The organism is Ruminococcoides bili (assembly GCF_040093295.1).
GTDB classification, from domain to species: Bacteria; Bacillota; Clostridia; order Oscillospirales; family Acutalibacteraceae; genus Ruminococcoides; species Ruminococcoides intestinale_A.
Genome location: NZ_JBBNJY010000043.1, coordinates 1 through 13,662, shown reverse-complemented (window position 1 = coordinate 13,662; position 13,662 = coordinate 1). Strand labels below are relative to the sequence as shown.

12 protein-coding genes are annotated in these 13,662 nt (G+C 38.9%); 8 read left to right on the top strand and 4 right to left on the bottom strand.

The window, feature by feature from the left end:
* Positions 1–283 precede the first annotated feature (283 nt).
* The 5 genes from gyrB to AAAY30_RS10095 all read left to right on the top strand — a co-directional run bounded on the left by gyrB (position 284) and on the right by AAAY30_RS10095 (position 6,977).
* Positions 284–2,233: a DNA topoisomerase (ATP-hydrolyzing) subunit B gene (gyrB, locus tag AAAY30_RS10115; protein WP_178587299.1), complete on the top strand. Its 1,950-nt coding sequence runs from the start codon at positions 284–286 to the stop codon at positions 2,231–2,233.
* Between the two features lie 210 nt (positions 2,234–2,443).
* Positions 2,444–2,866, top strand: coding sequence for an acyl-CoA thioesterase (locus tag AAAY30_RS10110; RefSeq protein WP_022234745.1), 423 nt, complete (start codon positions 2,444–2,446; stop codon positions 2,864–2,866).
* Positions 2,867–2,885: 19 nt separating this feature from the next.
* Positions 2,886–5,426, top strand: coding sequence for a DNA gyrase subunit A (gene gyrA, locus AAAY30_RS10105; RefSeq protein ID WP_499215876.1), 2,541 nt, complete (start codon positions 2,886–2,888; stop codon positions 5,424–5,426).
* 264 nt (positions 5,427–5,690) lie between these two features.
* Entirely contained in the window at positions 5,691–6,392 is a 702-nt protein-coding gene (locus AAAY30_RS10100; RefSeq protein WP_499215877.1) for a hypothetical protein, read from the top strand.
* Positions 6,393–6,404: 12 nt separating this feature from the next.
* Complete coding sequence (locus AAAY30_RS10095) at positions 6,405–6,977, top strand: HD domain-containing protein (RefSeq protein ID WP_195411281.1); 573 nt, start codon at positions 6,405–6,407, stop codon at positions 6,975–6,977.
* A 65-nt stretch (positions 6,978–7,042) separates the two neighbouring features.
* On the opposite strand, the gene AAAY30_RS10090 is transcribed toward AAAY30_RS10095, so the two are convergent.
* The 3 genes from AAAY30_RS10090 to AAAY30_RS10080 all read right to left on the bottom strand — a co-directional run bounded on the left by AAAY30_RS10090 (position 7,043) and on the right by AAAY30_RS10080 (position 8,675).
* Positions 7,043–7,318 (bottom strand): helix-turn-helix domain-containing protein, encoded by a 276-nt coding sequence (locus tag AAAY30_RS10090; protein ID WP_022234741.1) that lies wholly within the window; start codon positions 7,316–7,318, stop codon positions 7,043–7,045.
* 2 nt (positions 7,319–7,320) lie between these two features.
* Complete coding sequence (locus AAAY30_RS10085; RefSeq protein ID WP_347708285.1) at positions 7,321–7,611, bottom strand: type II toxin-antitoxin system RelE/ParE family toxin; 291 nt, start codon at positions 7,609–7,611, stop codon at positions 7,321–7,323.
* A gap of 338 nt (positions 7,612–7,949) precedes the next feature.
* Positions 7,950–8,675, bottom strand: coding sequence for a 16S rRNA (uracil(1498)-N(3))-methyltransferase (locus tag AAAY30_RS10080; protein WP_302602059.1), 726 nt, complete (start codon positions 8,673–8,675; stop codon positions 7,950–7,952).
* 248 nt (positions 8,676–8,923) lie between these two features.
* On the opposite strand from AAAY30_RS10080, the gene rbr reads away from it, so the two are divergent.
* From rbr to AAAY30_RS10065, 3 genes are all read left to right on the top strand, one after another.
* Positions 8,924–9,460, top strand: a complete 537-nt coding sequence (gene rbr / locus AAAY30_RS10075) for a rubrerythrin (protein WP_022234739.1) — start codon at positions 8,924–8,926, stop codon at positions 9,458–9,460.
* Positions 9,461–9,953: 493 nt separating this feature from the next.
* Complete coding sequence (locus AAAY30_RS10070; protein ID WP_301954508.1) at positions 9,954–11,090, top strand: resuscitation-promoting factor; 1,137 nt, start codon at positions 9,954–9,956, stop codon at positions 11,088–11,090.
* 131 nt (positions 11,091–11,221) lie between these two features.
* Positions 11,222–11,788, top strand: a complete 567-nt coding sequence (locus AAAY30_RS10065) for a hypothetical protein (RefSeq protein WP_249375852.1) — start codon at positions 11,222–11,224, stop codon at positions 11,786–11,788.
* A gap of 68 nt (positions 11,789–11,856) precedes the next feature.
* Here AAAY30_RS10065 and AAAY30_RS10060 read toward each other — a convergent pair whose 3' ends face one another.
* Positions 11,857–13,092, bottom strand: coding sequence for a hypothetical protein (locus AAAY30_RS10060; protein ID WP_499215878.1), 1,236 nt, complete (start codon positions 13,090–13,092; stop codon positions 11,857–11,859).
* Positions 13,093–13,662: the final 570 nt, after the last annotated feature.

Sequence of the window (13,662 nt, the reverse complement as noted above, 5' to 3'; positions counted from 1 at the left end):
CCGATCGAAAAGGTTGACCAAACTTTTATAATTACCGGACTAAGTATTACACTAAACCGTAATTTATCCTAACTTTTTGATAAAGAAACTAAATTTTATTATTGACAGATTTTTTTGTGATTTGCCAACTGAAAATTTAGAAATTGAAATTAACAACAACCTGACGGTTTATGCGCCGTAATTTTCGGTGCACAAATACGGTCAGAAAAAATACTTTCCGCTCTTTTTAAGAGTGTGAACAGGGCAAAGGCTGTGCCTTGGCTCTGATATTGGAGGTAAAAAAATGGACAATGAAAATAACATTGAGATGACCAAAGTCGAGCAAGAGTACGGCGCCAATGAAATTCAGGTTCTTGAGGGACTTGAAGCGGTCAGAAAAAGACCGGGTATGTACATAGGCTCAACAGGTCCGAGAGGTCTTCATCACCTTGTTTATGAAATTGTAGATAACTCTATCGACGAGGCGCTTGCCGGCTACTGCACAAAGATTGATGTGGTAATCGAGGAGGGCAATATCATCAGAGTTACCGATAACGGCCGTGGTATTCCTGTAGGCATCAACAGCAAGACAGGCTTGCCTGCCGTAACGGTTGTATTTACGGTTCTTCACGCAGGCGGTAAGTTCGGCGGCGGCGGTTACAAGGTGTCGGGCGGCTTGCACGGTGTTGGTGCGTCTGTTGTAAATGCGCTTTCCGAATGGCTTGAAGTAAAGGTTTGCGACGGCAAGGATATTTATATGCAGCGCTATGAAAGAGGTAAGATTGTTACCGACCTCCACAAAATAGGCAAGTCAGACATAAAGGGTACGGAAGTACGCTTTAAGGCAGATCCGCTCATCTTCAAGGAAACCGATGTTTATGAGTACGGTGTGCTTGAAAAGCGTTTGCGTGAGCAGGCTTTTCTTAACGCAGGCGTGCATATTGAGCTTAGAGATGAGAGAAACAAAGACGAAATTATAAAAAACAACTTTGTTTATGAGGGCGGTATAAAGAGCTTTGTCGATTATATTCACAAAAAGAGAGCGCTTGCCGTTATTCATCCCGATGTTATTTATTTTGCCGCAAAGAATGACGAGGACACAATCTCGGTTGAAGTTGCTTTGCAGTATAATGACAGCTACAACGAAAATCTCCTTACATTTGCCAACAACATTCATACCACCGACGGCGGTACTCACGAAGAGGGCTTTAAGCGTGCGCTTACAAGGGTTATGAACGATTACGCAAGAAAGTTCGGCAAACTTAAGGATAACGATAAAAACTTAAGCGGTGAAGATGTGCGAGAGGGTATTACCGCCATCATCAGCGTAAAACTTAAAGAGGCGCAATTTGAGGGACAGACTAAGGCAAAACTCGGTAATACCGAGGTAAGAACCATGGTTGATAAACTCGTAAGCGAAAAACTTATGATTTATCTTGAGGAAAACCCACAGGTTGCAAAGGCTATTTTTGAAAAGTCGCTTGCGTCTGCAAGGGCAAGAGAGGCGGCAAGAAAGGCGAGAGAGAGCGTAAGAAGAAAATCTGCTCTTGAGTCTGCTCAATTACCGGGCAAACTTGCCGACTGTCAGTCAAAAGACAGCGAGATTACCGAAATTTACATCGTAGAGGGTGACTCTGCGGGCGGTTCGGCAAAGGGCGGTCGTGACCGTAAATTCCAGGCTATTCTGCCGCTCTGGGGTAAAATGCTCAATGTAGAAAAGGCAAGACTTGACAGAGTTTACGGAAACGATAAGCTTATGCCTGTTATAACCGCACTCGGCACGGGTATAGGCGACGAATTTGATATTACAAAACTGCGTTACGGCAAAATTATTATTATGGCGGATGCCGATGTTGACGGTCAGCATATCAGAACACTTCTTTTGACCTTCTTTTTCAGATTTATGCGTCCGCTCATTGAGGAGGGGCATATCTATATTGCACAGCCTCCGCTTTACAGAATTTCAAAGGGCAAGGAGCACAAGTACGCTTACTCGGACATTGAGCGTGACCAGATTTTAGCCGCAACAGAGGGCAAAACCGAAATTCAGCGTTACAAAGGTCTTGGTGAGATGGACTCCGAACAGCTTTGGGAAACCACTATGAATCCGGAAACAAGACTTATGCTCAGGGTAAACCTCAACGAGGCGGAAGAGGCAGACGAAATCTTCACCATTCTTATGGGCGATAAGGTTGAACCGAGAAGAGAATTTATTGAGAAAAACGCTAAATTCGTTCAGAATCTTGATGTTTAATTCTGTTTTGAACTGAATTTTTTGAGCGGAAAATTTGTGATAATTTAAAACGAATGTTCCCGACCGCAGTTTAATTATTTTGGACAAGAATATTATCATTTGGCAAACTGTCTTTTCATAATAAAAATTTCCGACTGTAACTTAGCTGTTGTCGGAAGTAAGAATATATTTTATACAAATTGTCTTATCGTTGTAAAAGGAGTGATTTTTGTGCATTCACGAACTAAATTTCGGGTGCGTTATGCCGAAACGGATTGTATGGGCATTGTTCACCACTCAAATTATCCGATATGGTACGAAATGGGCAGGGGCGACTATGTAAAAATGCTCGGCTTTAATTATCGTGAAATGGAAGAACAGGGAATTATGACGCCGCTTTTGAACCTTAACTGTTCATTCGGCAAGCCTGCGCTTTATGACGATGAAATTATTTTACGCACAAAGGTAATTTTAATTTCTGCCGCAAGAATTACTTTTTCATACACAGTAAAGAGAATAGAGCCTGACGGCTCGGAAACAGAACTCGGCTACGGTACTACCGAGCACGGATTTGTCGATTCAAAGACATTCCGCCCGATAAGCATAAGAAAGCGTATGCCCGAGCTTTACGAAAAGATAAAACAATTTACATAAACCTTGAGGAATGAATAATATGGACAACGAAAATATGGAAAATGGAGTATTTAATCACGGAAGAATAAAAGATGTCGATGTGAAGGAAGAAATGAAATCAAGTTTTCTCGACTACTCGATGAGCGTTATTATCTCCCGTGCGTTACCTGATGTTCGTGACGGTTTAAAACCTGTTCACAGGCGTATTCTCTACACAATGTACGAAAAGGGTCTTGACCCTAACAAGCCGTACCATAAGTGCGCAGACACCGTAGGTGCTGTGCTCGGTGCGTATCATCCTCACGGTGATGCGTCTGTTTACGATGCGCTTGTTCGACTTGCACAGGACTTTTCAATGAGATATATGCTTGTTGACGGCCACGGTAACTTCGGTTCGGTTGACGGTGACCCGCCTGCCGCATACAGATACACAGAGGCGAGAATGAGCAAGATTTCTTGCGAAATGCTTACCGATATTGACAAAAAGACGGTTGATTTTCAGCCTAACTTTGACGACAGACTTGAAGAGCCAACCGTACTTCCGAGCAGATTTCCTAACCTGCTTGTAAACGGTTCTGACGGTATCGCCGTAGGTATGGCTACAAAGATTCCTCCGCACAACCTCGGCGAAACCATTGACGCCGCTTGTGCGCTTATTGATAATCCCGATATTGACCTTGCCGGTCTTATGGACTATATGCCCGGCCCTGACTTTCCGACAGGCGGCATTATTATGGGCAGAAGCGGTATAAGAGCCACTTATGCGACCGGCAGAGGTAAAATTACCGTGAGAGCCAAAACAGAGATTGTAGAGGCTAAAAACGGCAGATACAAGATTATTGTTACCGAACTGCCTTATCAGGTCAACAAGGCAAGACTTATCGAATACATTGCCGACCTTGTGAAAGACAAGAGAATTGACGGTATTTCTAACATTGAGGACCACTCCGACCGTCAGGGTATGCATATTGAAATTGATGTTAAGCGTGAAGCGTCTGCAAGCATTGTTCTTAACAACCTCTTTAATCTTACACAGTTACAGACAACTTTCGGCGCAATTATGCTTGCAATTGTTGACGGTGTGCCTAAGATATTAAACCTTAAGGAAATGCTTACAGAGTATGTAAACTTCCAGCAGGAAATCATACGCAGAAGAACGGAATTTGACCTTAAAAAGGCAAAGGACAGAGAGCATATCCTTGAGGGCTTGAAGATTGCGATTGACTTTATTGACGAGGTAATCTCAATCATCAGAAATAGTAAAGACCAGGCTACCGCTAAGGTAAACCTTATGGAGCGCTTTGGTCTTGACGATGTTCAGGCACAGGCAATTGTTCAGATGCGTTTAGGTCAGCTCACAAATATGGAGCGCACAAAAATTGAAGACGAAATTGCCGCTTTAAAGACAAAAATCGAAGAATACAACGCTATTCTTGCCGATGAGGGCAGACAGCGTGAAATTATCAAGGAAGAGCTTATTGTAATCAGAAATAAGTTTGCAGATCCGAGAAGAACGGAAATCTGCGCTGTCAACGGCGAAGTTGACATTGAGGATCTTATTCCGAATCAGGAATGCGTGCTCACACTTACTCAATTCGGCTATGTAAAGCGCCTTGCTGTTGATACCTACAAGATTCAGAACAGAGGCGGCCGTGGCGTATCGGGTATGTCACGCAGAGAAGAAGATGTTGCGACTGAAATGTTCGTAATTAATTCTCACGATTATGTACTGTTCTTTACCGATAAGGGCAGAGTGTACAGGCTCAAGTGCTATGAAGTACCGGAGGGAAGCCGTCAGTCAAAGGGTATGAATATTGCAAATCTGCTCCCGATTGCGGCGGACGAAAAGGTAACTTCTATGATTAGAGTGCCTGAATTTGACGAGGAAAAGTACCTTGTTATGGTTACAAAGCAGGGTATTATAAAGAGAATTTCTCTCAATGCATATAATACCGCAAGAAAAGGCGGACTTATTGCCCTTGAACTTAACGAGGGTGACGAGCTTGCATGGGTAAGACTTACAGACGGCAATCAGCAGGTTGTTGTTGCCACAAAGAATGGTCTTGCCATAAGATTTGAAGAAACCGATGTTCGTCCTATGGGCAGACAGGCAAGAGGCGTTAAGGCTATTTCTCTGCGTGAGGGCGACTGCGTTGTGGGTATGTGCGTTGTTGCAAATGATGACCTTATTCTTACTGCGTCCGAAACAGGCTTTGGCAGAATTTCAAATGTAAGCGACTACCGCTTGCAGAGCCGTGGCGGTAAGGGTATTACCAACTACCACACCGAAAAATACGGAAATGTTGCGGCTGTCAGTGCGGTTAAGCTTGACGAGGATATTATCATTATTTCGCAGGAGGGCGTAATTATCAGAATTGCCGCCGATACTGTAAGAATCTGTAACAGACCGAGCAAGGGCGTTACTCTTATGAGAATAGGCGAAAACGATAAGGTAGTTACTGTTGCAAGAGCACCTCACGAGGACAGTGAGAGCGAAAAAACAGATGAAACAGCCGAAGAAGAAACTTCCGAGGAGAATACTGCCCCTGAAACAAATGCCGAAGAGAATACAGAAGAATAAATAAAAAATATAGCCTTCCCGTAAAAAGGAGGGCTATAACATATTTTGATAAAAGTAATTGTCGGGTAAAAATTATGGTTTAGCACAGTTAATCGCAAGGCTAAGATTAAATAATTTAAAAATTTAGGTAAAGCCTTTTTAAAGGTTGACCAAACTTTTCTAATTTTTTGGCAGAGAGCGTGTTTTTTACTTTATTAACCTGAATATTAAATCACATATTTCCGACAAAACCAACACTTTGACTAATCAAACGAGGTAATAGGTATGAAAAAAATTGTGCCTGTACTGTTTGCTTTGGTGCTTGCCTTTTCTTTTGCGGCTTGTAAAGAGCAGAAAACAATTGTAAAAGGCGGTACGGCTTCACTTGACGAAATCCTTGCTTACACAAAGGAAAAAGCGCAGGAGGACAGCACCAATGTGAACGGCAAAAGATATAATATAAATATTGAGAAATTTACCGAGCGCTATAACGAAATAATGTTTCGTTCGGGCGGTGACGAATATCTCAGTATGGAAAATTGGAAAAGGCTCGGAGAAACCAAAAAAGACGCTAACGGAGTTGAGTATTTTTGTTATTACTATGATATAGACAATGCCGAGCTTACCGTGGCGGTTGAGTCACGCAGTCACAAAATAATGAATGTCGGCTGCGGCACTACTATGTCAAAGTATGTGTCTATTGACGGCGAACATCAGTACAGCGAAAGAATACTTAATATGTCGGCTGTTATGGCTGCTGCCGTCGGAGGCTACACAAGCGATGATGTTGAGCTGTTTGAAAAGATTTTTAACGAAACTACCTTTGAAAACAAAAGTTCGCTTGCTTATGAAAAAAATATTTTTAACCTTACTACAGGCAAAAAAGGCAAAAAAGACGAAAATAACGACAGTACAATGCTTTTCAGGTATTTTCCCGTTACCGACGAGCATTTGACCGAGTGGAATATTCCGACTTATTCAGAGTAAAGAGGTATTGTTATGACTCCCGAAAAACTTACAGAAATTTTATATCTTGCAGAAAATTTAAAGAAAAATACCAGACACAGTTGGCTTTCAAACGGCAGGCGAGAGAGCGTTGCCGAGCATAGCTGGAGATTGTCGCTGTTTGCTTATTTTGTAAAAGATGAGTTTCCAAATGTAGATATGGACAAGGTGATTATGATGTGTATTTTTCATGACCTTGGCGAGGCTTTTACAGGGGACATTCCGTCATTTTATAAGACGAGCAATGACGAAGAAATCGAAAAGCATAAACTTTGCGAATGGTTAAATACTCTCCCACAGCCTTATAAAGATGAGCTTACTTCTCTTTATAAAGAAATGGACGAGCTTAAAACCGAAGAGGCAAAGCTCTGGAAAGCTATGGATAAACTCGAAGCGTCAATTCAGCATAACGAGGCGGAAATCCGTACATGGCTGCCGCTCGAATATGAATTAAACCCCGTTTACGGCGAAAAAGAATGCGGCTTTAATGAATATATGAAAAGCCTGCAGGAATACACAAAGCAATTGTCTTTGGATAAAATTGCAAAGGAAAGTAAGAAAGATTGAAAAATGCACCAAAAAGTTTCTGACTTTTTGGTGCATTTCTTTGTGTATCATTTTTTGAGAGATTTTTATACAAATTCAAGTTTTAATTTTTTACCCATACCTTTTGCAATTCTTTCAATTGTTTTTAAAGATGGATTTGCACAGCCGTTTTCAATTTTACTTATATCGCCCTGTGCAATTCCCGTGGCTTCGGAGAGTTGTTTTTGAGTCATATTCATTTCTTTTCTACAATCAAGAATTGCATTGATAAGTTGGTATTCAGGCTCTAAAGCATCATATTCACTCTTAAAATTTTCATCTTTTAATCTTTCATTTAAAGTTACTCTGAAATTTTTAGACATAATCAAATCTCCTCTCGATTAAGATAATCATTTCTGTATTTTTTAGCTAAAGTAATTTCAGCTTTTGGAGTTTTTTGCGTTTTCTTTATAAATCCGTTTGTAAGTATTATTTTTTGCCCAATTACAAAGAAATAAAAAATTCCGGTAATATCATTTCCGACTTTATTTCTGATTTCAAAAATACCGTCTTCAATATGTTTTGAAAATGGCTCTCTAAGTTCATTTCCTCTAATTTCAAGCAATTCAAGATTTTTAAATATTTTTGCCTGCATTTTGTTATCTTGTTTTAAAATGAATTCTTCAACAGGACAGGTTCCGTTTTCTAATTCATAATATTCAACACAAAAACTTATTTATACAACACCTTTATATAATTATTATATAGTATATATCCTATATTATCAAGAGCATTTATAATTGACACAATATAATAAGTGTTATTTAGAAAAAGTCAAGGCAGTTAGTGTTTTATACTGTTATCGCAGACATAAAAATAACCGCCCAACTATTTGACAAGCAAGTGTTGGACGATTATTTAATCCGAAAACATAATAAAGACTGATTGCTTTATTATATTTTTTCTGTAACTTATTATATATTAATCAAAACGGGCGTGAGCTCGTTTTTTATTTTAAAAATTATCTGTTTGGAACATTATAATTGAAAGTGCGGCGAGAGGTGCGGTTTCCGCTCTTAAAATTCTTTTGCCGAGGGTTGCCGGACTGCCTCCGTTTGCGATGATTTTATCAACTTCGGACTGCTCAAATCCGCCCTCACTGCCGATAAACATTGCTATACTTTTTGGCTTTTTATCGAGAATTTTATTTACTTTTTCTCCGCCAAGTTCGTAAAAAATAATCTGTTTTTCGCTTTCAAGGCTCATTTGTGCGGCTTTTTCAAAGCTTACGCAGTCGCAAACCTGCGGGATGATTCCTCTTCTGCTCTGCATTGCCGCCTGCAAAGCTATCTTTTGCCAGCGCTCGCATTTTTTCTTTATTGACTTTGCGTCAGGTCTTGAAACGCATCTTGCCGAGAGCATGGGAACTATTCTTGATATGCCGAGTTCAACGCATTTTTGCACAATATAGTCCATTTTATCGCCCTTTGGCAGAGCCTGATACAGGGTTACGAATACATCGGGTTCATTCTCGCACGGCTTTTTTTCCGTAATTTTTACCGCAGAATATTCGGCTGTAATCTCTGTGAGTACACATTCACACTGCGTATTGTCGGGGGTAACCAGCGTGAGTTCTTCGCCTTTTTTCATTCGCAATGATTTTGATATATGTCGTGCGTTTTCACCTGAAATAACATAGGTGTCGGAAGTGATATTTTCATCTGTAAAAAACCAAGCCATTTAAAAAACCTCTTTTTATTTTGTTGAGGGATTAGCAGGTATAAAGTTAACGGATTAAAAAACTATCTGTAATTTTAAATTTCTAATCTAATCGTTTTGCTAAACCCTGAGCTGTATAAAATCTGATATTTATGTTTTTAATATACCAAAAATACCGCATAAATGCAAGTTTTTACCGCTTTTGTATATACGCACTTTGCCTGTATATACTATATATAGAAAAGAAAATCGTAAAAGGGAGTTTATGTATGCAATTAAAAGGTTCGCAAACAGAGAAAAATCTTGAGGCGGCTCTTGCCGGTGAGTCAATAGCAAGAAACAAATATACATTCTATTCAGATAAGGCAAAAGCTGACGGATACGAACAGATAGCTGAGCTTTTTGAAGAAACCGCAAAGAACGAAAAAGCCCACGCACAGATATGGTACAATCTTCTGAAAGGAAAAACGAGTACAACGGAAGAAAACCTACAGCTTGCTTCGGACGGCGAATATTACGAATGGAATGAAATGTATCCGCAGTTTGCAAAGACAGCAAGAGAAGAGGGCTTTGACTTTATAGCAGGTTTGTTTGAAAAGGTTGCCGAGATAGAAAAGCAACACGAAGAAAGGTTTAAAACTCTGCTTAATAATGTACAGGAAAAACTTGTTTTTTCAAAGGACGGAGATGCGGTATGGATATGCCGAAACTGCGGTCATATTTGCGTCGGAAAAACCGCTCCGACCGTGTGTCCTGTCTGTGCTTACCCACAAAGTTTTTTTCAGCTGAAAAGCAATAATTATTAAAAAGAAAATTAAATAAAAAATAGTTAAAAATTGAGTTTTAGAGATAAAGCTCAATTTTTTATTTTGTAAAAAACACAGTATTTAAGCGGTTATTTTAAAATTCATAAAAATAGAAATAGGTATATTTTTATTTGTAATACTTTTGTAATATATGCTGATTTTTAGTTACAAACTTGTTACAAATTGGTATCTAAAAAGTAAACTTTCATTTTCTTGCAATTTGACTACAAATTTGCAGGATTTTAATTCAAAAAACGAAAAAATAATTTGCTAATACAGAAAAAAAGTCGAAATCGTTGTGCATTTTCCATAAAAACTTTACTTTATGGCTGTTTGACATATTCAAAACATAAGCCTATAATAACGCCGTTGCTTGCGAACAGCTTTAACAAGCGTTACAACAGCCTTCACAAGTAACCAAATTTTAGAAAAAAGCCAAACGGAAAGCGGTTTTTGCGCTTGCAAAAATCACTGAAGAAAGGAAGAATTTCTTATGATGCTAAAAACATTTTCAAAGCCTGCAATTAAATGGACGGTCGCAGCAATTCTTTGTGCAACTCTTTCTGCAGGAGCTTTGGTAAATGCAGTAGCAGCCACAGCTACAGCAGATGAAGTTACCACAAGCAAAACTTATGTTGAAAGCTCAACAGAGTTTGAGGTGGGCAACGGAGATGTTGTTGTAAGCACAAACAAAAACTTCAATATGTCTTTTGATGTAATCAAGGCAAATAAAATCACAATCGACAACTGCGGTGAAAAGCAGACTATATCTCTTGCAAAGGGTACGGTTGAGGAAGTTCTTGACAGAACAGGAATTACCCTTACAGACAACAAGAGTGTTACACCGTCACTTAACACAGTAATCACAGACGATACGAACATTTATGTTTACAACGCAAAAAACATTAAGCTAACAACAAACGGCACAGAGATGAGCGTAAAAGCCCCTGAGGGCACAGTAGAAAACGCTCTCAACATTCTCGGCTATGAAATTACAGACGATGATATTTTAAATGTTGACAAAAATGCTCAGGTTGAGGACGATATGGAAATCATCCTCAAAAAGGTAACATATGTTGACGAGAAATCAACAGAGAAAATCTCTTACGACACAATCGAAAAAGATTCCGACGATATTCTCACAGGCGAGTCGCAGGTATCTCAGAAAGGCGTTGACGGTGAAAAGGAAGTAACCAAGAGATGTAAATACATTGACGGTAAGTACGCTTCAACAAAGGTAATCGGCGAGAAGGTTACAAAAGAGCCGGTTGACAAGGTTATTCTTAACGGCACAAAGAGAGGCACTATAACCGATACAAGCGGCGCACCTGTTTCATACCGCTATATGGTTTCGGGTTCGGGTACAGCCTATACGGCGGCTCCGGGTTCACTTACAGCAACAGGCGCAACAGTTTACGAGGGCGGCGTTGCGGTAAACCCTGCAATCATTCCTTACGGTTCAAAGCTCTACATTGAGGCGGCAGACGGCAGTCATGTTTACGGCTATGCAACCGCTGTTGACACAGGCGGAGCATTGATGGACGGTTCGGCTATAGTTGACCTCTTCTACTTCAGTTACGATGACTGCGTAAACTTTGGCAGAAGAGATGTTAATGTGTATGTTCTTTAATATATAAATTTAAGCGGAAGTGCGTTTGCATTTCCGCTTTTTCTGTAAAAATAATATAATGCTTGATTTATCGGCAAATATAAGCTATAATATACGAAAAGTGTAAATTCGCATTGAAAGGATTTTGAAATATGAAGAAGATTATCTCTGCATTGTTGATGGCATCTGTAATTGCAATTTCAGCAGCAGGCTGTGGATATAATGATGCTCTTGAGCAGGCGTCTAAGGCAAACCAGCAGACAACATCTGCAAGTCAGTCATCGGATTCTACATCTGACGAAACAAGCAAGGTGACAGACGCCAATTACAAAGATACCTTTGACGGACTTTGCAGCTATATGCAGGATAAGGGTTATTATACAGACAAAGCTGTCAAAACAGAAATGGACGCATCTTTTATCGGCGCAAAGCAGGGCGTTAAGTACAGCATAAGCAATAACCTTGCTATTGAGCTTTATGAGTACGATACAACTAAACTCAACGATACAGCAAAAGAAATCGTTAAAGAGGTAAAGGACAGCAACAGCTTTACTATTATTGAGGGTTATCCTGTAAATGCGGCTTACCTTTCAAATAACGGCAAGTATCTTATGATTTACAACGATACAAAAATAGACAAGGACAACCCTAAAAAAGACTCAAACGAGTATAAGGCAAGAGAAAATGCGGTTGAGGACTTCCTTGCATTTAAAAATTGATTTGTAATTTAATAAGCATAATTAAAAGGAGATACCGAGCGTGGTATCTCCTTACTTTTTGTTTATTCTCAAAATTTATTACCGCAATAAGGGCAGAAGTTCATATCAATAGGCGATTGCTTACCGCATTTGGCACAAATCTTTTCGGCAGAATTATTTTCCGCTTTTTCTGTATTGTTAAATACAGGTTGAGGAACAAAATTCTGCGGCGGTGTTTGCGGTGTCGGCTGAACATTATTAACTCGGTTGCTTGCATATGGATTCTCATAAACAAATTGCTGTGAAGGCTGATTATCAATCGGCTGATTGTTTGGAACAACAGGCGGAGCAAACGGTGTGCCGTTATTCTGATTAAACGGCATCTGCGGCTCATTGCCGTGAACAGGCTCGCTATCTCTGTAAAAGCGTGTTGCTTCGCTGTCGACAGGTGAAAGCACAAGGCTGTCGGTTGTTTTCTTTATATAGTTAAAGTACATTAAAGCCACAATGCTTACGAATATAAACGGAATAAGCTCTATAATACCGCAAACTAAGGTAATGGGATATAAAGTATTTGCAACATTTGTTACTGTATCAAAAAGCTCTGAATTGTTTACAAAATTGCTTGAAAAATTCACACCCGATCTTTCAAGTGTTCCGGATATTTGATTGGCAAAGTAAAACAAAGCGTCAATCGAGCCTGATATAAACATATATCCTATAACAGACGATATAACAGAGATTACCGCATAAACAAAACCCGATACGGCGGTTGCCTTTGCGCCCGTTTTTGTAATAAATACAGATGAAAGCGAATACTTAATGCCTTTTGTAAGTTTACAGGAGGCAAGGAAAAAGATAAACTCGCAGAGTGTACTGATAAAATTAATACCCAGCAGTATAGCAGAAGTTCGGAAAATATCTTCGGGCACATCAGAGCCGAATACAATTAATAAAATAACCAATATCAATGATACTGCAAGCGATATTCCCGTAAAAGCAGTAAAGATAATTGTAAGTACCCTTAAAAATGTAACAGGCGGCTTGAGCTTTACAATAGGCTTGCGGCTTCTTGCTGTGCAGAACAGCAATATAAATGCAAACAAAAAGGCTAAAGTCGATATATCAATAGAAAAAGATAAATTGACATTCTCATTTTTTTCTATAATGTATTTGAATGAAATCATCATAGAAGAAACCGCTGTGACTATTTTGCAAATAGTAGGTACACAAAAGGTAAGCGCAGTGATAAGGATAATAGGTTTTTTGAAAAAACCTCTAAGTATATCAACATTGTGTTGATACGGATTAAAAGGCTGGTTCATAGTTTTCCTCCGATTAAATTGATAATTATATTTTATAATATAGTATAATTAATTGCAATAGAAAGAAATAATTTATACAAAGCTGTCGATATAAATTGTTATTAATGTATTTAGTTAAGCTAAAGCAATTTTAATTGTAAGAAAATAAAGAAAAATACATTGATCATATAGACTGTATATAATATAATATTGAAAATCGTTATGCTTAAGTAAAACATAACTACTATATATTGTGGCTGTGTAAATAAAAAAGTCGAATATAGTCTTATTTAAAATAAAATAGGAATTTTTTTAAAGTTTTTTTAAAAAAGTGTTGACATTTGGTAAAGTAAATGATATAATAGTTGAGCACTTGAGAGTGACACGGAAAATTCCGATAAACACTAAGTGCGTAGGACCTTGAAAATTAAACAACGAGAAAGATAAAGGAACCCGTAATACTTTGAGAATACTCAAAGATTTACAGTGAGATGCACACAACAAAGCATCAAGAAATTACGGATACGTTAGTATTCGGAATGAGCGATTAAAGCTCTGAAATTGATAGTAAGCGAAAGCTTAATATACAAA

What these genes read in the sequence shown, in the direction of transcription:
- AAAY30_RS10100 (WP_499215877.1), top strand. Translation starts at nt 5,691, where the DNA reads ATGAAAAAAATTGTGCCTGTACTGTTTGCTTTGGTGCTTGCCTTTTCT.
- AAAY30_RS10095 (WP_195411281.1), top strand. Translation starts at nt 6,405, where the DNA reads ATGACTCCCGAAAAACTTACAGAAATTTTATATCTTGCAGAAAATTTA.
- gyrA (WP_499215876.1), top strand. Translation starts at nt 2,886, where the DNA reads ATGGACAACGAAAATATGGAAAATGGAGTATTTAATCACGGAAGAATA.
- AAAY30_RS10060 (WP_499215878.1), bottom strand. Translation starts at nt 13,092, where the DNA reads ATGAACCAGCCTTTTAATCCGTATCAACACAATGTTGATATACTTAGA.
- rbr (WP_022234739.1), top strand. Translation starts at nt 8,924, where the DNA reads ATGCAATTAAAAGGTTCGCAAACAGAGAAAAATCTTGAGGCGGCTCTT.
- AAAY30_RS10065 (WP_249375852.1), top strand. Translation starts at nt 11,222, where the DNA reads ATGAAGAAGATTATCTCTGCATTGTTGATGGCATCTGTAATTGCAATT.
- gyrB (WP_178587299.1), top strand. Translation starts at nt 284, where the DNA reads ATGGACAATGAAAATAACATTGAGATGACCAAAGTCGAGCAAGAGTAC.
- AAAY30_RS10070 (WP_301954508.1), top strand. Translation starts at nt 9,954, where the DNA reads ATGATGCTAAAAACATTTTCAAAGCCTGCAATTAAATGGACGGTCGCA.
- AAAY30_RS10080 (WP_302602059.1), bottom strand. Translation starts at nt 8,675, where the DNA reads ATGGCTTGGTTTTTTACAGATGAAAATATCACTTCCGACACCTATGTT.
- AAAY30_RS10090 (WP_022234741.1), bottom strand. Translation starts at nt 7,318, where the DNA reads ATGTCTAAAAATTTCAGAGTAACTTTAAATGAAAGATTAAAAGATGAA.